Here is a 22,961-nt window from a genome sequence, read left to right as displayed (position 1 = left end):
CGCCGTCCTCAAGCCGACGCACCTTAGTCGCCGAGTTCCAACACACCCGTATGTCAGCGATTCCCGTTACCGTCCTCTCGGGCAGCCTCGGCGCCGGCAAGACGACGCTGCTCAACCACCTGCTTCGCAACGCCGGCGACCGCGAGCTCGCGGTCCTGGTCAACGACATGGGGGAGGTCAACGTCGACGCCGAACTCGTCGCCGAAGGGTCGGATCTCGACGCCGGCGGCGTCGCCGAGCTCTCGAACGGCTGTATCTGCTGTGAGCTCCAGGACGACCTCGAGACGGCGGTCGTCCGTCTTGCTCGCGAGCGAGCGTTCGATCACCTGATCGTCGAGTCCTCGGGAATCTCCGAACCCGAGCCCGTCGCCCGACTCTTTACCACCAGCTCGCGGGTCGCCGCCCGCTACGAGCTCGACGCGCTCGTGACGGTGCTCGACACCCGACTCTTCCTCGACGCCTTCGCGGGCGAGGACGTTCCCGAACGGCGCACCGACCCCGACGAGGACGACCGCCCCCTCTCGGACCTGCTGATCGAGCAGCTCGAGGTCGCGAACCTCGTCTTGCTCAACAAGGCCGACCTCTGCGAGCCCGCGGAGCTCGAGGAGGCCGAGGCGCTGGTCCAGGCGCTCCGGCCCGACGCCGACCTCCGAAGAACGGAGTTCAGTGCGATCGATCCCGACGACCTGCTCGGCGTCGACCTGTTCGATCCCGGCCAGCTGGGCGAGGGCGCGGGGTGGCAGCGGGCGCTCGAGGGCGCCGAGGACGAGAGCGAAAGCTCCGAAACCGACGAGCCCGGCCACGATCACGACGAGCATGGACACGACCACGACTGCGACCACGACGAAGGCCACCACGACCACCGCCACCCCGACGAGGTCTACGGCGTCGACTCGCTGACGTTCCGGGAGCGGCGCCCGGTCCATCCCGAGCGCTTCGCCGCGTTCCTCCGGGAGCTGCCCGACGACGTCGTCCGATCGAAGGGCGTCGCGTGGATCGCCGGCAGCGACGCGAGAGTAGATCTCTCCCAGGCCGGCCCGTCGGTTCGGGCGACGAGCGACGGTCCCTGGATCGCCGCGCTTCCGGAGGTCCAGCGCGATCTCTACCGGTCGAACCGCCCCGACCTCGCGTGGCACGACGAGCACGGCGACCGCCGGACCGAACTCGTGTTCATCGGAACCGACCTCGAGGGCGAACCGTTGCGCTCGAAGTTACGGGAGTGTCTGGTCACCGACGAGGAGTGGGAGCGGGCGGAAGCGCTCGAGAACCCCTTCCCGGAGGAGGACGACGAACCGGTCGTTCTTCGCGAACCGTAGAACCCGTCAGCCGTCGCCTCAGGGCCTTCAAAACGCGTCAGTCGTCGCCTCGAGGGCTCTAGAACGCGTCGGCCATCGCCTCGAGCGCGCGCTCGAGTTCGCCCTTGCGCTTCCAGGCGGCGATCCGGTCGCCGAACGGCAACGGGGCCGCCAGCGAAACCGACGACCGAAACGCGACCTCGGTGCCGTCCTCGCGCTCGTCGAACTCGAGCCAGGTCTCCATCTGCTCGAACGGTCCCTGCTCGCCCTCCTGGGTGTAGTACAGCGCGTCCTCGCGGTACTCGAATCGCAGCGGGAGCCGCATGCCGGGCCCGCTGGCGACGACGATCGTCGCGTCGCCCTCCTCGTGGACGTGGTCGACGGTGAAACTCCCCTCGGCCTCGACGATCGCCGGCGGGTCGAACCGCGATGAGAGCTCGACCGCCGTCGCGTCGATCCGTCGAGAGACCGTGACTTCCCGCATACGCTACCGTTCGCCGGAGCCGGCATAAGTGTCGGCCTCGGCGACCGACGGAAACGGCTAAGTGAGCCACGTTCGCCTACTCGGATATGGCCGATCCCGACGCCGACCGGAACGGGTTCCGCGAGGGACTCGAATCATCCCGAGGCGATCCGCGCGTACTGCTGGTTCTCAACGCGGTGCTGTCGCTGCTGTTCGGCTGGATGATCGTCGCCGGCGCGGCCGTCGTCGGGCTGGTCGAGGTCAGTCTCACGACCGTCGTCGCGGTCGCCGCCGGGCTGTTCGTGCTCACGCTCGTGATGACGCGACCCTGAGCGACTCGTCGTCCGTTGTCAGGACCTCCGAAACCGACGCACCCACAGCGCCTGTAGCGGAACGATCAGGATCGGCGTCAGAAACGCCGCACGGAGGCTGACGGCGGCGACGCCGATCGAGAGGAGAAAGACCGCCGGCCCGATCAGCCCCCGGATCGCGACGGCACGCCCGACGCGCGGCGTGATCCCGTCGCTCGTGAACCCGCGACGGTAGGCGTACCACCAGAGCGCCGTCAGCGAGAGGCCGACGAGCGCGAGGTTGCACGCGTACAGCGTCCACGCGAACCGGGTCCCGTAGATCCCGACCAGTTCGGTCGGGAACGGGATGAACGAGACGAACAGCAGGAAGACGAGGTTGCCGTACAACAGCCCGCGGTCGTGGCGCTCGATCCGCTCGAAGAGGTTGTGGTGGACGATCCAGTAGAGGCCGACGACGGCGAACGAAAGCAGGTAGCTGAACAGCAGCGTCTCCTGGTCGGCGAGCGCCGCGGGAAGCTCCGTGGCCGCGCGATCCGCGGCGACCTCTGGAATCTGGAACTGAAGCACCAGCAGCGTCAGTACGATCGCGAACAGCCCGTCGCTCAGCCCGTCGATTCGGTCGGTGTCCTCGCCCTCGAGGAGGCGAACGGTCGGCATACTCCCGGAGACACCGTGGACGAGCATAACCGACCGTCCCGGACTCGGTGACTGCAACGTGGCCCTCCCTTTAGGCTCCTCGAGGTGGTGTTCGCACCATGCCACGACGGATCTCTCGAACGAACCTGACCGACGTCGTCCTCCGCGACTGCAGACGACTGCTCCTCGCGGCACGCGGTCGGTTTTTCACGCGGCCGAAACCGCTCGAGCCGGCGCTGCTCGTCTCGCTGTCGTCGTCTGACGTAGAACGGGTACTCGGCGAGTGCCACTTCGCGCCGAACTGGGACATGTCCTTTGCGTACTTCGGGGAGGTCTGCAACCTCAGACGCGTCGAGTACGTCGCCGACCACCCGAGCGGCTACGAGTGGTGGCAGGTCCACGTCCGTGGATATCATCACCCGGAGGGGCTCGAGCTGACCGCGCACTTCGAGACCGATCCGAGCGAATCACCGGACGCCCACGTCGACCGGGTCGGGATCGACGTCGACCGCGGGCTCGAGGAGCTCGAATCCGTCCTCGAGGCGAGCGACGTAGCCTCCCGGTCGCTCGAGTCGACCGAGGTCGCCGCCCTCGGGTAGCTTGAGGCCGCGACTGGAGCCGACAGGTACTCACGAACCCGGCGACACTGTGGGAACAACGAATGCGGAACGCCCTCCCCGACTACCGGCCCACGAAACCCGAGATGGCGGTGTTCGTCTCGGGGATCACCAGTATGGGCCTCGAGATCCTCGCGGTACGGATCGTCGCACCGCAGTTCGGCAGTCACATCTACACGGTCGGCGGCATCCTGACGGTCTTTCTAGCCGCGCTGAGCCTCGGTTACTGGCAGGGCGGGAAACGAGCGGCGCTAGCGACCAACCGCGAGATGTCCTGGATCATGCTCGGAACGGCGGTGTACGTCGCCGTCGTCGTCTACGGCAGCGACTTTCTGCTGGCGTACACGTCGACGCTGGCGATCCCGCCGCGGTACGCCTCGCTGCCGGCCGTGATCGTGCTGTTCGGGCCGCCGACCTACTTGCTCGGCTTCATCAGCCCTTACGCCGCACAGCTCTCGCAGAAGCAGGGCATCGGCGAGGCTTCCGGGCACGTCTACGCGCTCGGCACGATCGGGAGCATCCTCGGCTCGGCGGCGACCACGTTCGTCCTCATCCCCTACCTGAGTGTCGCTCAGATCGGGCTGCTGTTCGGGCTGACGCTCGTCGCCACCGCGCTCGCGCTCACGCTGCCGTCGCTCCCGCGAAACTCGACGGTCGCGAGCGTCGTCGTCGTCCTGTTGCTCGTCACCGCGGCCGGCGGCGGCCCCGTCGCCTTCGACCACCGCGGCGACGTCGTCCACGAGAGCCAGACCCCCCACCAGCACCTCGAGGTCGTCGACGACGGTGACGACGTCCGGACGATGTACCTAGACGGCGCCCACCACAGCGCGATGGACCTCGAGGAGCCCGATCGGCACGTCTTCGCGTACACGAAGTACTTCCACCTGCCGATGCTCATGGTCGACGACCCCGCCGAGGTCGACGACGTCCTCTTTATTGGCGGGGGCGGGTACACCGGTCCCCAGGACTTCGAGGACCGGTACGACGTCGACGTCGACGTCGTCGAGATCGATCCCGAGGTCACCGAGGCTGCGGAGGACTACTTCGGTCTCGAGCACGGCGAGACGATGACCAGCCACGCCGAGGACGGGCGGCAGTTCCTCCAGGGCGCCGACGACGAGTACGACGTGATCGTACTGGACGCCTACAAACAGGATCAGGTGCCGTTTCACATGACGACCGAGGAGTTCATGGAGGTGACCGCCGATCGGTTGAGCGACGACGGCGTCCTCCTCGCGAACATCGTCTCGGCCCCCAGTGGCTCGGCCTCGGAGTTCTACCGCGCGGAGTACGCGACGATGGAGGCGGCGTTCCCGGAGGTCTACAGTTTCCGGACCTCCGACGAGAACTCGGTCCAGAACATCCAGCTGGTCGCAACCAAGGACGGTGAGGCGCTCTCGCAGGACGACCTCGAGGCGCGAAACACCGAACGCGACCTGGGCGTCGACCTGAGCGACGAGATCGACCACTATATGACCGACCCCGAGACCGACGACGTCCCCGTCCTGCGCGACGACCGGGCGCCCGTCGATAGCCTGCTCGACCCGATGCTGGGTCAGCGGTACGTCATCGAGGAGACCGAGTCGTCGGAGCCGACGACGGCGAACCCCGCCGTCGTCGCCGGAGCGAGGTAGACGACGATCGCCGAAAGCGGTAGAAGAACGATAGGGCTCGGGAGTGACGTGGCGGTATGGCCGACGGAACTGCGGAGTTCGACTTCCTCGTGATCGGGTCGGGATCGGGACTGGACGTGGCAAACGCGGCCGCGAACCGCGGACGGTCGGTCGCGGTCGTCGAGAAGGGACCGCTCGGCGGGACCTGTCTCAACCGCGGCTGTATCCCCTCGAAGCAACTGCTGTATCATGCCGAGGTGATGGAGACCGTCGAGCGCGCCGACGAGTTCGGCATCCGTGCCGACGTCACCGACGTCGATTTCGCCGGTATCGTCCGCGAGGTCACTCGGGACGTCTCGGAGAGCGCCGAGTCGATCCGCAACGGGCTCGACGCCTCAGACCAGCACACGCTGCTGGACGGTGAGGGCCGGTTCGTCGACGATCGAACGATCGAGGTCGTCGACGGCCCTGACGCCGGCGAGCGCGCGCGGGCCGACACCGTCCTCGTCGCCGCCGGGACGCGGCCGTGGATCCCGCCGATCGACGGCGTCGAGGACGTCGACTACCTGACCAGCACCGAGGCGCTACAGCTCGAGACGCCGCCGGAGCACCTCCTCGTCGTCGGCGGAGGGTACATCGCGGCCGAACTCGCCCACTTCTTCGGCACCTTCGGGAGCGACGTCTCGATCGTCGGCCGCCGCCCGCACCTGCTCCCGCAGGCGGACCGGGAGGTCGCGGCCGCGTTCACCGAGCGCTACGCCGATCGGTTCGACGTCTATGCGGGGTACGAGGCCGTCACCGCCTCGGAATCGGACGGTGCGGTGACCGTCGAGGCGCGACCGTACCCCCCCGCGTGGGCGGCTCCCGACGAGCGCGAGCCCGTCTCCGTTACCGGCGACGCCCTGCTCGTCGCCGCGGGCCGGCAGCCGAACGCGGACCTGCTGCACCCGGAGGCTACCGGCGTCGAGACCGACGCCGCGGGGTTCGTCGAGACCGACGAGTACCTGCGGACGACCGCGGACGGGATCTGGGCGCTCGGCGATATCGTCGGCGAACACCTGCTGAAACACAACGCGAACCACGAGGCGCGGGCCGTCGTCCGGAACCTGTTCGGCGACGAACTCGAGCCCGTCGACTACACGGCGATGCCGTTCGCGGTGTTCGGCTCGCCCGAGGTCGCCGGCGTCGGCGCTCGAGAGGGCGAGCTCCGGGACGCCGGGCTGGAGTACGCGACGCGAACGTACCGGTACGAGGACACCGCCCGCGGGAAGGCGATGAAGGTCGAGGGGTTCGTCAAGGTGCTGATCGACCCCGACGGGACGATCCGCGGCTGTCACATCGTCGGGCCGGAGGCGTCGAACCTGATCGAGGAGGTCGTCGTCGCGATGAAAGCCGGCACCGGAACGGTGTGGGACATCCGCGAGTCAGTCCACGTCCACCCCGCGCTCTCGGAGGTCGTCGACCGCGCGTTCGCCGGGCAGTTCTCTCACCGCGGCGGGACGGACGACCACGGCGGTCAGCACCACCACAGCCACGACGGCCATCACGAACACGATCACGACCACGAATGACTGCTCGAGACGCCGAGGCGTAGCCCCCTCGAGTGCCACAAACGATATCCGGACCGTTCCCGTCGACGTAAACGATGGCGACGGAATCGGAGACGGCGTCGCGACGGACGAAGCTCGGGCTGGCCGGACTGGCGAGTCTCTGCTGTCTCGGCCCCGGAGCGACCGCCGTCTCCGGCGGCACTCTCGCGTACGGGCTGGCAGCCGGCGGCGCCCAGCTGCTCGTCACCGCGCTCGCGCTCGGCGTCGTCGCGCTGATCGTTCGACGCCGGCGCTGTTCGACCTGTCGCGACTAGCGGTCCGCTCGTCGTCGACCAAGGGCGCCACCGAAACACTGCGTCTCACAGCTCGGCGAGGACCGTGTCCGCGGCGTCGAGGTACGACTCGAGGTGGCTCCCGTCGTGGGCGAACGAGAGGTGGTGGCGCTTGTACGGGTTCGGCGTAAAGAACTGTCCGCGCTCGCGCATCCCGGCCGCGAACGCGCGGAAGCGTTCCTCGTCGAGACCGAGCACGTCCTCGTAGGTTCGCGGCTCACCGTCTACGCCGAACTGCACGCTGAAGATACTTCGGTGGCCGACCACTCGTCCCTCCACGCCGTGATCCTCGAGCAGCTCGCTCAGACCGTCGCGGTAGCGGTCGCCGAGGGCCGTGAGATACCCCTGGACGTCCTCGTCGACGATCGTATCGATCGTCTCGCGAGCGGCGGCGAGCCCCGGCAGGCTCCCCGAATACGTCCCGCTGATGACGACGCCGGACTCGTTGTCGCCACCCGCCTGCGCCAGCAGGTCCCTCCGGCCGCCGACGGCCGCCACGGGGTAGCCGTTGCCGAGCGCCTTCGCGACGCAGGTAAGATCGGGCGTCACGCCGAACTCCGCTTGCACACCGCGGGGCGAGTGTCGGAACCCACTGATGACTTCGTCGAACACGAGCGGGACGTCGTGGCTCTCGGTCACCTCGCGCAGTCGCTCCAGAAACGCCGGTTCCGGGAGCAGACAGCCGACGGAGTGGGGGATCGGCTCGAGGATAACGGCCGCGAGTTCGTCGCCGTGCTCTCGGAAGACGTCCTCGAGCGCGTCGGGGTCGTTGAACGGCGCGACCAGCGTGTTCTCGACGGCCGCCGGGAGCATCCCGTCGGATTCGGGGTAGCGCTCGCCGACGCGGTCGGCGGGCGGGTAGACGCTGACGTCGACGTAGTCGTGCCAGCCGTGGTAACAGCCCTCGAACTTCAGTATCTTCTCGTTTCCGGTGGCCGCACGCGCGAGCCGAATCGCGTGATAGGTCGCCTCGCTGCCGCTGTTACAGAAGTTCACCATCTCGATGCTTGGAACGAGACCGACGAGGCGTTCGGCGACCTCGACCTCGAGCGGCGTCGTGCCCGCGCCGTACAGCACGCCGTCGTCGATCGCCGCTCGAGCCGCCTCGTCGACGCCGTCGTGTGCGTGGCCGAGGACGATCGGTCCGAATCCGAGGTGGTAGTCGGTGTACCGCTCGCCCGAGACGGTCGTCAGCGTGGCGCCCGACGCCGATTCGAAGGCGACGTCGCCCGTGTCGTACGCTTGTGCCCGCAGTCCCGTTTGTGCGCCGCCGGGAATGAGCTCGCGTGCGCGGTCGACGAGTTCGCTCATTGCTGCGGCGTCGTTCGGATCGTTCATCCTCGGGTCGTTCTTCGGGAGCACAGTTAGGCGTTTAGACGTCGCTCGGTGCGACGGACTGCACTCGTCGCACCGAACACCTGCGACGCATCTCCCCTCGATAACGAACGATCGACGAGCCGGCTCGCAGTCTTCCCGAAATAGTTCGAAACAAAGAACCCCAAAAGATCTTGTATGACTGGAAGATATATATGAAAGAATGAAACGCCGACAGGTGATCGCCGGTGCGGGAACGGTCGGACTCGCGGGTCTCGCGGGCTGTCTCGGGACGGTCGGGCTGGACAGACACGAGGCAACGCCGGCCGGGATCGATCCGGAGATCCGCGAGGAGACGGGCTACGAACGAACCGACGTCGACGAACTTCGCCTCGAAGAGACGGTCAGCGTCTCAGTCGTCTCGCAGGAGCTCGTCTTGGTCAACGCGCTCACCGAGTACGAGAAGACCATCGATATGGGGTTGCTGGGCGAACACCAGGGCGCGGAGTTCGTCGTTCTCTCGAGCCCACAGGTCGGGATCGCCGGCCGACAGCTCAATCCGATCGGGGAGCGCTCGGCGAGCGACCTCGTCGACCTGGTCGTAGATACGTACGACGGACTCGGAAGCGTCGACCACGACTCGGACGAAGAACTGACCGTGCTCGAGCAGCCGACGACGCTGTCGACGTTCACCGGCGAGGCCGAGTTCGACGGGCGAACCGTCGACGTGAACGTCCTCGTCACCGAGACCGTCGACGCCGGCGACGACCTGGTTGCGACGCTCGGCGTCTATCCGACCTACCTCGACGACGAGGGCGAAAACCTTCGATCGCTCATAGGCGGTGTGCTCGAGGAGTTGCCCGACCGAGACTAACTCGGCGTTTCAGAGCCCGGCACCCGACGGCGCGTCCGGCAGTTCGTACTTCTCGCTCTCGATTCCCAGCTCCTCGAGGGCCGCCTCGAGGTGGCGCTCCTCTGCGAAGTCGGAACCGTCCTCGACGCGCAGGCGCTGGGCGGTCGCCAGTACCTCGCCCCGGCGATCGTCCGGCACGTCGAACTTGTCGGTTGCGAGCTCGATCGTCAGCCCGTTGTGATCGCGGGTGTACAGCGAGTGGAAGATACCTCGGTCGAACTCGTTGTAGCCCCGCCCCGCATCCTCGAGCGCTTCCTTGGTCTCGATGAACCGCTCGGGCTCGACTGAGAAGGAGATGTGGTGGACCGAGCCAACCTGGTGGCGCAGGGGCTGTTCGTTGGACTGGCGGTCGTCGCTCACGAAGAAGGTGAGGATCCGCCCGTCGCCCGTATCGAAAAAGAGGTGCGTCGACTCCGGATCGTCGAGGTTGGGCTGTCTGAGGACCAGCGGCATCCCCAGCAGGTCGCGGTAGAACTCGATCGTGTCGTCCTCGTTGCTGCCGATGAGGGTGATGTGGTCGGTGCCGGCGAGCTGGATCGGGCTGTCGGGTCGGTCGGCCGTGATCTCGGGATCGTCCGTCATCACCTCCTGATAGGTACCCTGGGAACGTAAACGGTCCCCAAGACCGGGAGGGGTGAGGACGAAACGGACCCGTGATCTCGCGGCGGGCTCGGAAGCGGCCGCGGACCGAGCCGCGGGCAGACCGATCCGACCCGGGGCCCGAACGATTATGCGCGGGGTCGGGCACGTATACGCCATGCAAACGGCAGTGATCGTCGACGCGGTCCGGACCCCCTTCGGCAAGCGAGACGGGTCGTTCAGGGATACACACCCCCAGGATCTCGCGGCCGCACCCCTCGAGGCCCTCGAGGCGCGCAACGGGTTCGACCCGGAGTCGGTCGAGGACGTGATCTACGGCTGCGTGACGCCGGTCGACGAGCAGGGACTCAACATCGGTCGTATCGCGCCGATGGTCGCGGGCTGGGGCGACGGCGTTCCGGGCGTCCAGCTCAACCGGATGTGCGGCTCGGGCCAGCAGGCGGTCAACTTCGCGGCGACGAACGTGATGGCGGGCCAGCACGACGTGTTGGTCGCCGGCGGTGTCGAGCACATGACCCGCGTGCCGCTGGGCTCGGACGGCGTCGACGGTGTCGCCGGGGAGAGCGCCGTCACCGACACCTACTTCGAGCAGTTCGACGAGCTGACCCACCAGGGCGAGGGCGCCGAGCGAATCGCCGAGAACTACGGGTTCACGCGCGAGGAGCTCGACGAACTCGCGGTCGACTCCCAGCGACGCTGGGGCGAGGCGTGGGAGGACGGCCGGTACGACGACCAGATCGTACCCGTCGAGACGGAACTGGGCGGTGAAGAGACCGTGGTCAGGGCGGATGAACACCCTCGCCCGGAAACCGACCTCGAGACGCTCTCGAATCTTCCCCTCTCGTTCCGCGAGGAAGGCGACGGCGCCCACCACCCTGGAAATTCTTCGGGGATCGTCGACGGCGCGTCGGCACTACTGATCGCGAGCGAGGAGGCCGCCGCGGCTCACGGCTGGGAGCCCATGGCCCGGATTCGACAAACGGAGGTCGTCGGCGTCGACCCCGTGACGATGCTGACGGGGCCGATCCCCGCGACCGAGCGCGTCCTCGAGCAGTCGGCCTACGAGCTGGCCGACGTCGACCTGTTCGAGGTCAACGAGGCGTTCGCGTCGGTCGTCGCCGCCTGGCTCGAGGAGACGGGGGCCCCCTGGGAGCGAACCAACGTCAACGGCGGTGCGATCGCCCACGGCCACCCGCTGGGGGCGACGGGCGCTGCCCTGCTGACGAAGCTGGTCCACGAACTCGAGCGAACGGGCGGGAACGTCGGGCTCTCGACGATGTGTATCGGCTTCGGCCAGGGGATCGCGACGATCGTCGAGCGGGTGTAGGGACGGTGTTCGGAGCCATCGCCGAATCGCCGGCGGTTCGAGAAGCAGTACTCCTGCTGGTCGTGCTCCCGCCGCTGATCGGGGCGGTCAGCTACGGTCTCGGCGACGGCGTCGCTTCCGGCGCGGCGTTCGGTTTCTGGACGGCCGTCGTCGTGAGCGCGCTGATCGTCGTGTGGGGCCCGATGACGTCGTCCGATTCCGAGAGCTAGACGGGGGACGCCGGGCGCCCGATCCACAACCGACGCGGGGAGCGACATCCGGTACCGTCCCGCTCCGAGCGGGCCAGCGTAAAGTAATCTCGCCGCGACCGTTCGGGTATGCGACTCGACGGCGTTCGAATCCTCGATCTCTCGAGGCTGTTGCCGGGCCCGTACGCGACACAGCTGCTGGCGGACTCCGGAGCTGAAGTGGTGAAAGTCGAAGACACCGGCGCGGGCGACTACGCCCGCGCGATGGAGCCGCTCACCGACCGCGGCACCGGCGCGATCTTCGAGATGGTGAACCGGGGGAAACGAAGCGTCGCGATCGACCTCAAGAGCGAGGACGGCCGAGCGGCGTTCTACCGGCTCGTCGAGGAGAGCGACGTCGTCCTGGAGAGCTTTCGCCCGGGCGTCGTCGACCGACTGGGGATCGACGACGAGACCCTCCGCGAGCACAACGAGGAGCTGATCTACTGCTCGCTCACGGGGTACGGCCAGAACGGTCCCTGGGCCGATCGGGCGGGCCACGACCTCAACTACGTCTCGATCGCGGGCCTGCTCGACATGACTCGCGAGTCGCCCGACGCGAAACCCCAGACGCCGGGCTACCCGATCGGCGACATGGCCGGCGGCCTGTTCGCGGCCTTCGCCATCGTCGAGGCCGTCCTCGCACGGGAACTCGGCAACGCGGACGGCGAGTACGTCGATATCGCGCTGGCCGACGTCGTCGCCTCCTTCTCCCAGGCGGTCGCCTACCAGTCGCTCACCGGCGACCCCGCCGAGCCCAGACCGGGCGAGACGCCGCTAACGGGCGCGCTGCCGTGGTACGACAGCTACGAGACCGCCGACGGGCGGTGGCTGGTCCTGGCAGCCCTCGAGCCGAAGTTCTGGCGGACGTTCTGCGAGGCCGTCGACAGAGAGGACCTCGTCGCGGAGCACGGCTCGGACGATCCCGACGTACGGGCGGCCCTGCGAGCCGAACTCGAAGGCCTCTTTCGCCAGCGAACCCGCGACGAGTGGGAGGCGGCGCTTTCGGACGTCGACGCCGCCGTCACCGGGGTCTACGCGCCCGCGGAGGTAGACGAGCACCCGCAGTTCCGGGCCCGCGGGCTCGTCGAGCGTCCCGAGGACGCACCGCCTCGAATCGGGTTTCCGGCCCGTCACCGCGAGACGCCGACGGAAACGAGCGAGACCGTCCCCAGGCAGGGCGAACACACCCGTCGGTACCTCGCCGAGGTCGGCTACGACGAGGCGGCGATCGAGCGACTGTTCGAGTCCGGCGCGGTTCGCTGATCGCGCGAGGAGGGGCTACTCGAATAAGTCGCCGTGACGGCGGGCCAGATCCGTGTACGCCCCCGAGGAGAACTCCTCGAAGATCGCCTCGGGGTCGATCCCCGTCTCCTCGAGGGGCGTGACCTCGGCTGGAACGCCGCGGACGAACGACTCCGGCGGGATCGCGTACTCGTCAGGGATCACGGTCCCCGCGGCGACGATGCTGCCGGACCCGACCGTCGCATCGGTGTTTAGGGTCGCGTTGAACCCGACCAGTGCGCCCGTCTCGACGGTCGCCTCGTTGAGGACGGCGCCGTGTCCCACCATCACTCGATCTTCGAGCGTCGCCGCGTGCAGCGTCGCGTTGTCGCCCACGTGGGTCCCTTGCCCGATCCGAACGGGACCGACGTCGCCCCGGAGGACGACACCGGGCCAGACGCTCGCCTCGGCCCCGACCTCGACGTCGCCGACGAGGACGGCGTCTCCGCTCACGTGGGCTTCGTCGTCGATCGACGGACTGGAGCCCTCGAACTCGTAGGTTCGACTGTCGACCATAGTCGATCGACCACGACCGGGATCTTAAGGCTCGTCGTCGGAACGCCGACTGTCATCGGACCCGACGGGAACGACAGCGGGCTCGGCGCGGGCTCTCGGGATAACGGCCCACGCGATACCGCCAGAGTGCGGCGACGTCGAAGGATGCAAGCTCGGGATTTATACTCACCAGCGATGGAGCCAGGCTGGAAACGCATGAGCCAGCCAGACACACCGATCCGAACGATGTTCGACGCCCAACGAGCCGCGATCGAAGGGAGCCAGCAGTTCGTCGAGCAGAGCTTCGCGACCCGCGGAACCGTCAGCCGGATGACGCTCACCGGAGTCAAGAGCCAGGAGTCGCTCCAGCGCCAGCAACTCGAGCTCGCACGGGCGATGGCCCACGGAACGATTGGAACGATGACCGCGATGGTCCCGGGCGGGAACCAGGAGCCGATCCAGGAGGGAATCGATGAGAGCTTCGACCAGCTGAAAACCACCCACGCGGAGTTCTACGACGCCCTCGAGCGCGAATTCGAACGCGACGTCGAGAGCGTCGACGAGCTCTCCGCGGAGTTCGTCGACGCGACGGAGGCGAGCACCGAACGACTGCTCGAGTCCTCGCGCGAGCTCGAGGACCGGACCGTCGAGAACGTCGACGACCTCGCCTCACAGCTGCGCGACCAGCTCGAACGAACCCGGGAGCTGCAGGACGAACTCGAGACGCAGTTCGAGCACCGAACCGAGGACGTCGAGGAGCTCCTCGAGAGCCAGGCCGAGCAGATCGACGCCGTCCAGGAGCAACTCGAGGAGCGAGCCGAGCAGGCTCGAGACGCCGGGGGAACGTCGATCGAGATCGACTCCGACCGCGCGCTCGAGGAGATCGACGGCATCGGGACGACGACCAGCGAGCGACTGTCCGAGATGGGGATCACGACCGTCGACGACCTGACGGAGTCCGATCCGGAGGCCGTCGCCGAGGTCGCGGCGGTCTCGACCTCGCGGGCACGGGAGTGGATCGATCAAGCCGAAGCCTAACCGCAACTGGTGGCGTTCTCGCGCTACGTATGGGTCAAATAGGTAACGGCGCAGTGATCGATGCCTCCGGTAGCTGTCAAGAGATGTCTGCTGAATATAGAGGACGTATTCAGCACTCGGCGACGGTTTATTTCACCTATTTTGTGTCAAAACAGCCATTCAGTCGAACATGCGAAGTGAACGTCTATTATGACCAGAAAGTTAATTTCTGCTCATGTCAACTGTTCATCTATGACTGGCGACAGGAAGGATACAAAACCGCCCGACGGAGAAGAGGAGAAAGAAGGGAAGTACGATAAGTATATTGATAGAATATTGGATGTTTTCAGTATATTTTAGCTGGACCTGCCGCTGTGCTCTTCACCTACATAAATCAATCTCGACCGTCTCAATGGAACCAGTTTCTCGTGCAAGACTCGCGCTCTGTATTCAGCACGGCTCTTTCACCATCTCTATTAGCTGATCGAAGAGGTGGCATTAGGTTCATACGCTCGACGTAACGACTCGACCGGTCGGATCCGGTTTCGATACTGAATCACGAAACTCGCCTTGCGGCTACCTCCCCTCACTCGAGCTCGGGGAGCACCTTCCCGCCGAAGTCCTCGATAAACAGCTCCTGTTCGCGGGTGACGTTGTGCAACAGGAGCTTGTCGATCTCGAGTTCGAGATCCCGCTGCAGCCACTCGAGGTGGTCCTCCGGGTCGGCCGAGATCCGGACGCTCGCTTCGACCTGCTCGCGGGTGACCTGCTCGCCCAGTGCGTCGAACTCCTCGGGGGTGCGCAGCTTCTGGGTAACCGATCCCGGCGCGCAGTTGGTGCGCCACTGGTCGTAGGCGCCCTCCAGCGCCGCGTCGTCGTCCTCGTCGTAGGCGAGTTGAACCTTGAGGGCGATCGGTTTCTCCGGGGCGTTCTCGCGGAACGCCTCGATCCGGCTCTCGAGACCCTCGTGGTCGGGCGTCGCGATCGTGATCAGTCCCCCGACCCACTCGCGAGTGCCGAGCCAGCGGGCGGTCTCCTCGGAGAGGGCGGCGCCGAACAGCGGCGGAGGGGAGTCGGGTCGGGTGTACAGCGTCGCCTGCTCGACGTCCACCCGACCGTGGTGGGTGACCTCCTCGCCGCCCCACAGCCGGTGCATGACCTCGGCGCACTCCTCGAGGCGGGCGTTGCGCTCGTCCTTGACGGGCCACTCCACGCCCGCGACCCCCTCGTTCATCAGCTGGCCGCTCCCGACGGCGAACCAGAATCGCTCGGGGTACATCTCCCGGAGCGTCGCGGCCGCCTGCGCGATGATCGCCGGGTGGTAGCGGTAGCCGGGCGCGTTGACGGTGCCGAACGACAGCGAGGTCCGCTCCATCGCCGATCCGAGCCACGACCAGACGAACCCCGACTCGCCCTGGCGCTCGCTCCAGGGGTGGAAGTGATCGGAGGCAAGCACCTCGTCGAACCCGTACTCGTCGGCGAGCTCGACACACTCGAGCAGGTCGCTTGGTGCGAACTGCTCATGAGAGGCGTGAAAACCGATCTCGGCCACGGTTCACACCTCCGGGTCCGTCCGGGATCGCCCCTCGAGGCGTCGATCCGGCTCGGTCCCTCGAGACGGACGGCTCGCGACGAGCCAGGTGCCGTCGGCGAGTCGGCTGGTTCGAAGCTCGCTCCGGCTGCGGTCTACGGGCGACTCGAGGTCGTCTCGTTCGGGCGTCTCGCTCATACTGGCGCTGTCACCGTCCGTCGCCTAAACCCCGCTCCCTGAATGTGCCTCCCGCGGGCCGGCAGTATTTCCGGATCCGCCCCCTCGAGACGGTATGCTCGTGCTCGGCGACGCACACGCCTCCGATCCGGACCGACGGGAGACGCTTCTCGACCACTACCGCAGACTCGAGCCCGACGCCGTCCTGCAGGTTGGCGACCTCGAGTGCTACGAGCTGCCGGCGCCGACGTGGTTCGCCGCGGGCAACAACGAGGAGTTCGACACGATCGAGGCGTTGCGAGCCGGCGAGACCGCGGGAACCCGGAACGTCCACCTGCTGGCGAGCACGGCGGCGACCGTCGAGGGCGTCCGCGTGGCGGGGCTGTCGGGCAACCACGCACCGACGAAGTACGACCTGCCCCGATCCGAGCTCTCCGGGGACCGACGCCGACACTTCACTCGCGAGGACGTCGAGCGGGCGGCCGAGCTCTCGAACGTCGACGTCCTCCTCGTCCACGAGGCCCCGACCGGACTGCTGTCGTACGGCTACGATCCCGGCTGCGAGCACGTCGACGACCTGCTCGAGGTGCTCTCACCCGATCTCTGTCTCGTGGGTCACCACCACCGCCACCGCGAGGCCGAGATCGCAGGCTCCCGCGTCGTAAGCCTCGCGCCGGCCTGGGAGCGCTACTACGAACTCGATCCGGAGACGCTGGCGCTCGAGAGCCACGGGATCGACTCGAGCGAGTAGTTATCCCTGCCGGGGCGCGACGCGCTGGTGCATGAAGTTTCGAAGCCGTGCGTTGTACGTCTCCGGTCGGTGGAGATTGCAGATGTGACCGACCCCCGCGAGCACCTCGATCCGCGCGTCCTGTGCAGCGGCCCCGTGCTCGCGCTCGCCGCGACGCATGACCTTGTCGTGCTCGCCGTTGACGATCAGCGTCGGCCCGGGGTACGTCGAGAGCTTCTCCCGGAAGTTCACGCCGCGGACGTCCGGCCCCGCATCGCCGAACTGCTTGGGGTAAAACCCCGCGTCGATGATCGCCGCCTCGATATCCGGCGGCAGGTCGCGGTTGCGAACCCACCGCGTCGCCAGCCGATCGACGGCGCGCTTGCCGATATCGGGACGGGTGAGCAGGCGCGCGAGGGTGCCGTTGGCTCGCGTCACCAGCCGCATCCCGCCGACGGGGTTCGCGCTGCTGCCCGTCAACACCAGCCCGTCGACCTGCTCGGGGTGGCGGGAGGCGTACTCGGTCGCCACGTAGCCGCCCAGCGAGAGGCCGACCAGTACCGCGCTACCGTCGGTCGCGGTCTCGATCGTCTCCTCGAGGCGGTCGATCGCCGGCTCCATCCGGAACGTCTCGTCGGCGAACGTCCCGTGTCCGGGCAGATCGAGCGCGACGACCCGGTACTCGTCGGCCAGCGCCCGTCGCTGGGGGAGCCACATCTCCTTGGTGAACATCGCGCCGTGAACGAAGACGATCGCCTGTGCGTCCGCGGGACCGTCGACGTCGACGCCCTCGAGATCGCTGCGGTCGAATATCACCATCGTCCGTCGGCGTACGACGACGATACCGTTAGTTCCCGGCCCGGCAACGACAACCGAAAGCCGCCCCCGACTCTCGGTGTAAACCTCAGTGTGCGATATCAAATGCGGTCGAGATGGCCCTTCTGGTGCTCGAGAAGGCGATCCGGACGGTCGCTCGCACTCAGTGGTTCTCCGTGTCGGCGTCGTCGCGACGGTCGCCGTTCGAACGGTCCGTCCGGCTCGGCTCCTCGTCGACTGACACCTCGACCTCGGGACCACGGTCCGGATCCGACGGGTCGAGTTCGGCCTCCGGCTCTCGCTCCGTCAGGGCGTCGGGGTCCGCTTCGGCGCCGCGATCGGTCGGCTCGGCTGCCTCGAGCGCGTCGGTCCCGTCTCCGGACGACGCACGGTCCCGATTTTCGACGTCGAACTCGAGCGAGCGATCGGGCTCGAGAACGAGCCGGTCTCCCTTCCGCTCGGCTACGGCGGCTAGCTCGAGCGAATGCGTCTCGTCGGGACCGGTCGCCATGGCTGGAGCCGTCGAGGCCGGACCGTCGGCCGCGGGCGGAGGACAGACGCGGACGACGGCGCCGTCGACCGCGGCGACGACGCCGACCGTCTCACTGTCGGCGGTCTCGACTCGCGCACCGATATCGGCGTCCGTGAACGTGTCGCACATAGAGGCGACCTCACGGCAGCCGGAAAAGAGCGTGGTGCCTGCAGGAGTCGGTCTCGAGGAAACTGAACGTGGTGGGCCTCCGCGGTCGAACCCGGGACGCCAGCGGTAGAAGGGAGTTACTCCGTCGCGGCGGAGACGTCGTCCGTCTCGGTCTCGGTCTCCGGCGTCGGTTCGCCCGTCGGCCGAACGAACTCGCGCTCGAGGAGGATCCGCGTACTACTGATCTCCCGGACGTCCTCGGCCTCGAGAACGAAGGCCTCGCCGACCTCCATCCGGTCGAGGCGGATCAGGATCTGGTCGAGCGCGTCGGGGCTGGGCTCGACGCGGGCCTGCTCGCCGCCGACCGACGCGACGGTGCCGATCACCTTACCGTCGGCCCGCTCGACGAGTTTGCCGAGGTCCTCGCTCGTGAACGTTCCCTCCTCGACGTCGTCCGCGTCGTCGAGGTCGGTGCCTGCGCCGCCCGCAGCGGCCGCCTCTGACGAGGAAACGGCTGTCTCGGCTTCCGGCGATGCGTCGGCCGCCTCGTCTTCCGCGGAGGCGTCGGTCGTCTCGTCCTCCGGGAGGACGTCGGCCGTCTCGACGGCGACGTCGCTTCCGAGCTGTTCGCTCCACTTCGAGGAGACGATCGGCGCGACGGCGAGAAACACCATCATGACCATGAACAGCGCCAGCATGGCGGTCGCGACGACCGTGACGCCGTACGTGGCGTCGAACGCGACGATGTTCGAGGCGATACTCGCTGCGGTGCCACCGGTAGTGACGGGACTCATTGACGTTGGTCCTCACATCGCGATCCGCTCCTATGAGGATTTCTTTTCTCTGTCGTCCCGCGGGCTCCACTCACATCGATCGAGAGTCCTCCTCGAGCGCTCTCGTCCCGGTTATTCGATCGGGAACCGAAGAATCGCGCCGATCCCGTCGAAGACGTCGGCGAACCGGTCACCGTTCGGGAAGTCGTCGGGTACAACCAGCGCCTCGCCGCCTTGCTCCTCGGCGCGCTCGCCTAACTCCTGGATCGTCGTCCCCTCGAGCGTCGTCGAGAGCAACAGCGTGTCGACGGCCTCGTACTCGAGGGCGTCGTCGACGTCCGCGCTGCCGTACGCGACCGCGTCGGAGCCGACGTCGTCGAGGAACTCGGCGAGCGCCTCGCTGACCGCCTCGCGGTCGCGCTCGTCGATGGCCTCCTGGCCGCTCTCGGCGAGGCGCTCGAGACCCTGTTTCGTGGCGTACTCGACGGCGAACTCGCCGGCGACCAGGTCCTCGAGTCGGTGGTCGAGATCCGTCTCCTCGCGGAAGCGTTCGATCGTTCCGGTCGTCCCGCCCAGCAGCAACCCGTCGATCTCGTCATCCTCGAGGAACGTGACGGTCGTTCGCTCGGCGACGTCGTCGAAGAACTCTCGTTCCCGGTGTTCGCGGTCGCGCTCGAAGCGTTCGGCCGACTGGCCGCCGGCGCCGGACTTGTCCGGGACGTCGCTGTCGAAGACGTCGATCTCCTCGACGCCCTCGTCGTCGAGTCGGCCCAGCGCCGCGCCGCCGCGCTCGACGACGAGGAGGCCGTACGTTGCCGACGGCTCGGTGACTGACTCGAGCGGCGAGAGGTCGAACTCGTTTGCGTGTGCGTAGATCGACTCCTGGATCTCGACCGGGGGGTCGTCGAACGTCGCCGTCAGCAGGTCGCCGTCGGGCTCGCCGGCGTAGACGAGAAGGCCGTTGTCGGGGGTCTCGTCGTACTCGTCGAGCCGATCCCTGATCGCCTCGAGGGCGTCGACGAGCGGCTGCGGGGACGACTGCTCGTCGAGCTGGGTCGCCTCGGCGTAGTCGGTCTCGACGGGTTGGCGGGCCTCGCCGATGGAGTCGCCAGGCGGAACCGCGAGCGAGACCAGGATATCCCGGTCGGCGGAGACGTTCGAGAGGCGATCGAGTCGTTCGTGGAGGTCGTAGTTCGAGAGTGACATAGATTCGAAGATCAGTTCGAGACGACGCGAGACGCGCCCTCGAACCTGAACTACCCGCCTCTACGGGGAGCGACCGATTAGGAAACCGGCCAGCGCTCTCAAGCACGCGGCCTCAGTCGGAGCGGGAGAGTCGGGAGTCGTTCGGCACCGACGCCCGATCGGTCGATTCCGAGGCGTCGGATCGAGAACGCTCGAGCGGGAGCCGAGCGAACAGCCGCGAGCGGACGTCGACCGACTCGCTGCCCAGCACCGCAAAGCCCGCGAAGATCGTCAGGAACCCGACGACCGCGAGCGGGGCAATCCGTTCGCCGAGGATCGCCCACCCGCCCAGCGTCGAGACGACGGGGACGACGTAGAATACCAGGTTGGCCTCGATCGCACCCGTCTCGTCGAGCAGCGCGAAGTACGCGAGGTAGGCGAGGACGCCGGCGAAGACGCTGACGTACGCCAGCGCAGCGATCGCACCGGCGCTCCAGGTGATCGACGCCGCCGACTCGCCCGCGGCCAGCGACAGCGCGTGGGAGAGCGCCGCGGCGAGGGGCAGCCCCCAGGCGATCCGGACCGAACTCGAGAGGGTCGCGTCGACCCGTCGGATGAGGACGGCACCGAGGGCGGCGCTGGCCGCTCCGGCGAACAGGATCGCGCGCCCGAGGGCGTCGCCGCCGACCAGCATCGCGGGATCGGGGCTGACGACGAGCGCGACGCCGACCAGACCGAGCCCCATCCCGACCGCCCCGCGAGCGGAGAGGCGCTCGCTCGAGAGGAGTACGGCTGCGAACACGGGCGTCAGGATCGGGTTGAGACTGAAGACGATCGCACCGACGGCGCTGGTGGCGTACTGCTGGCCGACGAACAGAAGCGAGTTCGCCAGCCCGATGACCAGCCCACCGGTCGCGAGGATCCCGATGACGTCGCCCGTGGTCGTCGGGATAAGGTCCTCCCGCGAGAACCGGACGGCCGCGTACGCGACCATGATGAGGGCCGCGATGTCGAACCGCAGCGCCACGAACAGCAGCGGCGGGAAGTACTCGAGGCCGGCTTTCGCGGCGACGAACGTCCCCCCGAAGAAGAGACTCGCGAGTGCGAACAGGACGATCGTTCGTTTGTCGATCACCGACTGAACACCTCCGCGAGATCGAGCGTAGATGGTGTGGGTTCGAGAACTTCCATCCTGACATCGAGTACGAACGCAGCACGTATAGGCTCGTTCGTAAAATATTTCATATCGAGAAAGGCAGAGGTCCTGCGCGGAGATTTCATAGTATGAAACTCTTTCACAGTGCGAAACCGACTTACACTCGGAGGACCCAGCGACCGTATGGAATCGACGCTCGAGGAGATCGAGTTTCTCGCCCTGTCGGCGAACCGCGTCGAGGTCCTCGGACTTCTCGCCGACGGACGGCGGACTCGAGGCGAACTGGGCGAGGCGACCGGCGCCTCGCAGGCGACGCTCGGACGCATCCTGGGCGACTTCGAGGACCGATCGTGGATTCGACGCGACGGTGACGCCTACGTGGCGACGGCGACAGGGCGACTCGTCGCCGAGGGGTTTACCGACCTCCGGGAAATCCTCGAGGCCGAGATGAAACTCCGGGAGGTCGTCGACTACCTTCCGACCCACGCAATGGACGTCGACCTGCAGCGGCTGGCGGATGCGACGATCACCCAGCCCTCACAGATGCGGCCGAACGCGCCGCTGTCCCGTCTGCTCGAGCTACTGCGCGAGGGCGAAGAGGTTCGAACGTTCTCCCACGCGTTCAACGAGCAGACGCTGACGGTCGTCCAAGAGCGAACGGCCGCGGGCGACCAGCGGTTCAGGGGCGTCTTCTCCCGACGCGCGATCGAGGCGCTCGCCGAGGAGTCGGGGCTACGGGACCGACTGCGGTCGCTCGTCGAGTCCGACCGGGCCGAACTCAGAGTTCGGGACGAGGGGGTCCCGATCGCGGCGATGATCGTCGACGACGTCGTCTACCTGCTCCTTCGCGACGAGAACGGCGTCCTCCGGGCGTCGGTCGACACCGACGATCCGGCCGTCCGGGCGTGGGCCGAGGACACCTACGACCACTACTGGCGAACCGGCGAGCCGCTCGAGGCCGAGGCGCTGTCGCCCTGAGCGGTTACCGTCCGGTTCTCTCGGTGAGCGCGTCGACCCCGTTAGTTCGTCTCCTTCCAGTCACCGACCTCCCGATTCCCGAACTCCCCCTTGGCCTGGCGTTCGTGGGGCCAGAGCACGATCACTAGGACGGTCCCGTAGAACGCCGCGACGATCCCCAGAACGAGGACGCCGGGAAGCGCTCCGATCGACGCGGTTTCGACGACACCCGTCTCGCCGACGTAAGCGGTGATCCGGAAGAGCCAGGCCAGCAGCAGGACCGTCACGAGCGCGAGGTAGATACGCCGGAGCCGGTTTGCCACCGCCTCGAGCATCGTGATCTTCATCGTCGGATTCCGGTAATCGTCGCTCAGTTCGCTCCGCCAGTCCTCGTGTTCAGACTCTCGGGAGGGGTCGAGCGCGTCGGCGAGCAGGTTCTCCTGGTACAGTCGAACCCGCGACCGATAGACGTCGTAGTCGCGGTATCGACGCGCCTCGATCAGCAGGAAGGCGGCGACGGCCAGCACGCCGACGAGGATCACGTAGTGTGGGTTGTCGGGACTCGAGAACGCCCAGGTGAGGATCGCAGCCATCACCGTCACCGCCCAGGTCGTCGTCTGGTCGAGTCGGCCGCGCCAGGTCGTCTCCCGATCCAACTCCCCGCGGTAGGCGTCCCCGAGGACGGCACTCGTCTCAGAGACGTCGCTCGCGATCTCGCCGCCGAGATCGTCTTCGGAGATCGGTTCGTGATCGGTGCTCTCTGACATTGCCCTCTACGAGGTCTTCGCCGCGGAGGACGAAGTACGCTTCCGAGGGGCTCGAGGCGAGCGTCGAAAACTGGTGGTTCGTACGGTCCGTCGTCGCTGTCCCGGCGATCGCCGTTCGATCGGAGCGCCCACCGGTAAAACGGACGGCGATCCCGTATCAGTCGTCGTTCCGGCCGATCGTCGGCCAGGACACGGACTCGAGGACCGCCTCGTCGAACAGCGGACTCTGCTCGCC

Annotated in this window: 26 protein-coding genes; 13 read left to right on the top strand and 13 right to left on the bottom strand. The window is 67.3% G+C overall.

The features are described from left to right. Nucleotides 1-50: 50 nt before the first annotated feature. On the top strand, nucleotides 51-1,316 hold the full coding sequence (locus tag QA609_RS06520) for a GTP-binding protein (RefSeq protein ID WP_278301780.1): 1,266 nt from the start codon (nucleotides 51-53) through the stop codon (nucleotides 1,314-1,316). Between the two features lie 58 nt (nucleotides 1,317-1,374). Here QA609_RS06520 and QA609_RS06515 read toward each other — a convergent pair whose 3' ends face one another. Beyond that, on the bottom strand, nucleotides 1,375-1,779 hold the full coding sequence (locus QA609_RS06515) for an SRPBCC family protein (RefSeq protein WP_278301779.1): 405 nt from the start codon (nucleotides 1,777-1,779) through the stop codon (nucleotides 1,375-1,377). 86 nt (nucleotides 1,780-1,865) lie between these two features. On the opposite strand from QA609_RS06515, the gene QA609_RS06510 reads away from it, so the two are divergent. Next, the gene (locus tag QA609_RS06510; protein WP_278301778.1) at nucleotides 1,866-2,090 is read left to right on the top strand and encodes a hypothetical protein; all 225 of its coding nucleotides are present in this window, start codon (nucleotides 1,866-1,868) and stop codon (nucleotides 2,088-2,090) included. A gap of 18 nt (nucleotides 2,091-2,108) precedes the next feature. On the opposite strand, the gene QA609_RS06505 is transcribed toward QA609_RS06510, so the two are convergent. Next, nucleotides 2,109-2,726, bottom strand: coding sequence for a TMEM175 family protein (locus QA609_RS06505; RefSeq protein WP_278301777.1), 618 nt, complete (start codon nucleotides 2,724-2,726; stop codon nucleotides 2,109-2,111). 98 nt (nucleotides 2,727-2,824) lie between these two features. Here QA609_RS06505 and QA609_RS06500 point away from each other — a divergent pair, with 98 nt between their 5' ends. The 4 genes from QA609_RS06500 (at nucleotide 2,825) to QA609_RS06485 (ending at nucleotide 6,799) form a co-directional block, all read left to right on the top strand. Continuing rightward, entirely contained in the window at nucleotides 2,825-3,304 is a 480-nt protein-coding gene (locus QA609_RS06500) for a hypothetical protein (RefSeq protein WP_278301776.1), read from the top strand. A gap of 62 nt (nucleotides 3,305-3,366) precedes the next feature. Beyond that, nucleotides 3,367-4,956, top strand: a complete 1,590-nt coding sequence (locus QA609_RS06495; protein ID WP_278301775.1) for a fused MFS/spermidine synthase — start codon at nucleotides 3,367-3,369, stop codon at nucleotides 4,954-4,956. A gap of 56 nt (nucleotides 4,957-5,012) precedes the next feature. Then, the gene (locus tag QA609_RS06490) at nucleotides 5,013-6,506 is read left to right on the top strand and encodes a dihydrolipoyl dehydrogenase (RefSeq protein WP_278301774.1); all 1,494 of its coding nucleotides are present in this window, start codon (nucleotides 5,013-5,015) and stop codon (nucleotides 6,504-6,506) included. Between the two features lie 74 nt (nucleotides 6,507-6,580). Next, on the top strand, nucleotides 6,581-6,799 hold the full coding sequence (locus tag QA609_RS06485) for a hypothetical protein (RefSeq protein WP_278301773.1): 219 nt from the start codon (nucleotides 6,581-6,583) through the stop codon (nucleotides 6,797-6,799). 45 nt (nucleotides 6,800-6,844) lie between these two features. On the opposite strand, the gene QA609_RS06480 is transcribed toward QA609_RS06485, so the two are convergent. Next, nucleotides 6,845-8,155 carry an aspartate aminotransferase family protein gene (locus QA609_RS06480; protein ID WP_278301772.1) on the bottom strand — a complete coding sequence of 437 codons (1,311 nt, stop codon included), beginning with the start codon at nucleotides 8,153-8,155 and terminating at the stop codon, nucleotides 6,845-6,847. 199 nt (nucleotides 8,156-8,354) lie between these two features. Between QA609_RS06480 and QA609_RS06475 the strand changes: the two genes are divergently transcribed. Next, nucleotides 8,355-9,005: a DUF6517 family protein gene (locus QA609_RS06475; protein WP_278301771.1), complete on the top strand. Its 651-nt coding sequence runs from the start codon at nucleotides 8,355-8,357 to the stop codon at nucleotides 9,003-9,005. A 9-nt stretch (nucleotides 9,006-9,014) separates the two neighbouring features. Here the strand turns inward: QA609_RS06475 and QA609_RS06470 are convergent, their stop codons facing one another. Continuing rightward, complete coding sequence (locus QA609_RS06470) at nucleotides 9,015-9,626, bottom strand: VOC family protein (RefSeq protein WP_278301770.1); 612 nt, start codon at nucleotides 9,624-9,626, stop codon at nucleotides 9,015-9,017. 175 nt (nucleotides 9,627-9,801) lie between these two features. On the opposite strand from QA609_RS06470, the gene QA609_RS06465 reads away from it, so the two are divergent. The 3 genes from QA609_RS06465 (at nucleotide 9,802) to QA609_RS06455 (ending at nucleotide 12,464) form a co-directional block, all read left to right on the top strand. After that, nucleotides 9,802-10,971 (top strand): thiolase family protein, encoded by a 1,170-nt coding sequence (locus tag QA609_RS06465; protein ID WP_278301768.1) that lies wholly within the window; start codon nucleotides 9,802-9,804, stop codon nucleotides 10,969-10,971. A gap of 5 nt (nucleotides 10,972-10,976) precedes the next feature. Beyond that, the gene (locus QA609_RS06460; protein WP_278301767.1) at nucleotides 10,977-11,180 is read left to right on the top strand and encodes a hypothetical protein; all 204 of its coding nucleotides are present in this window, start codon (nucleotides 10,977-10,979) and stop codon (nucleotides 11,178-11,180) included. Nucleotides 11,181-11,288: 108 nt separating this feature from the next. Next, a complete protein-coding gene (locus tag QA609_RS06455) occupies nucleotides 11,289-12,464 on the top strand; it encodes a CaiB/BaiF CoA-transferase family protein (RefSeq protein ID WP_278301766.1) in 1,176 nt (391 codons plus the stop codon). Between the two features lie 15 nt (nucleotides 12,465-12,479). Here QA609_RS06455 and QA609_RS06450 read toward each other — a convergent pair whose 3' ends face one another. Further along, nucleotides 12,480-12,998 carry a gamma carbonic anhydrase family protein gene (locus QA609_RS06450; RefSeq protein ID WP_278301765.1) on the bottom strand — a complete coding sequence of 173 codons (519 nt, stop codon included), beginning with the start codon at nucleotides 12,996-12,998 and terminating at the stop codon, nucleotides 12,480-12,482. Between the two features lie 225 nt (nucleotides 12,999-13,223). Here QA609_RS06450 and QA609_RS06445 point away from each other — a divergent pair, with 225 nt between their 5' ends. Further along, nucleotides 13,224-14,015 (top strand): helix-hairpin-helix domain-containing protein, encoded by a 792-nt coding sequence (locus QA609_RS06445; RefSeq protein ID WP_278301843.1) that lies wholly within the window; start codon nucleotides 13,224-13,226, stop codon nucleotides 14,013-14,015. 565 nt (nucleotides 14,016-14,580) lie between these two features. Here the strand turns inward: QA609_RS06445 and QA609_RS06440 are convergent. After that, entirely contained in the window at nucleotides 14,581-15,546 is a 966-nt protein-coding gene (locus tag QA609_RS06440) for a TIGR03885 family FMN-dependent LLM class oxidoreductase (RefSeq protein ID WP_278301764.1), read from the bottom strand. A gap of 3 nt (nucleotides 15,547-15,549) precedes the next feature. After that, on the bottom strand, nucleotides 15,550-15,723 hold the full coding sequence (locus QA609_RS06435) for a hypothetical protein (RefSeq protein ID WP_278301763.1): 174 nt from the start codon (nucleotides 15,721-15,723) through the stop codon (nucleotides 15,550-15,552). A 94-nt stretch (nucleotides 15,724-15,817) separates the two neighbouring features. Here QA609_RS06435 and QA609_RS06430 point away from each other — a divergent pair, with 94 nt between their 5' ends. Then, complete coding sequence (locus QA609_RS06430) at nucleotides 15,818-16,453, top strand: metallophosphoesterase (protein ID WP_278301762.1); 636 nt, start codon at nucleotides 15,818-15,820, stop codon at nucleotides 16,451-16,453. Here QA609_RS06430 and QA609_RS06425 read toward each other — a convergent pair whose 3' ends face one another. From QA609_RS06425 to QA609_RS06405, 5 genes are all read right to left on the bottom strand, one after another. Beyond that, nucleotides 16,454-17,251 carry an alpha/beta hydrolase gene (locus QA609_RS06425; protein ID WP_278301761.1) on the bottom strand — a complete coding sequence of 266 codons (798 nt, stop codon included), beginning with the start codon at nucleotides 17,249-17,251 and terminating at the stop codon, nucleotides 16,454-16,456. A 160-nt stretch (nucleotides 17,252-17,411) separates the two neighbouring features. Beyond that, entirely contained in the window at nucleotides 17,412-17,909 is a 498-nt protein-coding gene (locus QA609_RS06420) for a hypothetical protein (RefSeq protein WP_278301760.1), read from the bottom strand. Nucleotides 17,910-18,025: 116 nt separating this feature from the next. Beyond that, nucleotides 18,026-18,682: a hypothetical protein gene (locus tag QA609_RS06415; protein ID WP_278301759.1), complete on the bottom strand. Its 657-nt coding sequence runs from the start codon at nucleotides 18,680-18,682 to the stop codon at nucleotides 18,026-18,028. A gap of 111 nt (nucleotides 18,683-18,793) precedes the next feature. Beyond that, a complete protein-coding gene (locus QA609_RS06410) occupies nucleotides 18,794-19,867 on the bottom strand; it encodes a Vms1/Ankzf1 family peptidyl-tRNA hydrolase (RefSeq protein WP_278301758.1) in 1,074 nt (357 codons plus the stop codon). A 112-nt stretch (nucleotides 19,868-19,979) separates the two neighbouring features. Beyond that, a complete protein-coding gene (locus QA609_RS06405; RefSeq protein ID WP_278301757.1) occupies nucleotides 19,980-20,981 on the bottom strand; it encodes a DMT family transporter in 1,002 nt (333 codons plus the stop codon). Nucleotides 20,982-21,185: 204 nt separating this feature from the next. Here QA609_RS06405 and QA609_RS06400 point away from each other — a divergent pair, with 204 nt between their 5' ends. Next, nucleotides 21,186-21,980, top strand: coding sequence for a transcriptional regulator FilR1 domain-containing protein (locus QA609_RS06400; RefSeq protein ID WP_278301756.1), 795 nt, complete (start codon nucleotides 21,186-21,188; stop codon nucleotides 21,978-21,980). 41 nt (nucleotides 21,981-22,021) lie between these two features. Here the strand turns inward: QA609_RS06400 and QA609_RS06395 are convergent, their stop codons facing one another. Next, nucleotides 22,022-22,726 carry a DUF2270 domain-containing protein gene (locus QA609_RS06395; RefSeq protein ID WP_278301755.1) on the bottom strand — a complete coding sequence of 235 codons (705 nt, stop codon included), beginning with the start codon at nucleotides 22,724-22,726 and terminating at the stop codon, nucleotides 22,022-22,024. Between the last annotated feature and the right edge of the window lie 235 nt (nucleotides 22,727-22,961).

The sequence above is a fragment of the Natronococcus sp. A-GB7 genome (genome assembly GCF_029688865.1).
Lineage (GTDB): Archaea > Halobacteriota > Halobacteria > Halobacteriales > Natrialbaceae > Natronococcus.
Note: the sequence above shows the minus strand (reverse complement) of the source record. Positions and strands in the feature narration are given on the sequence as shown.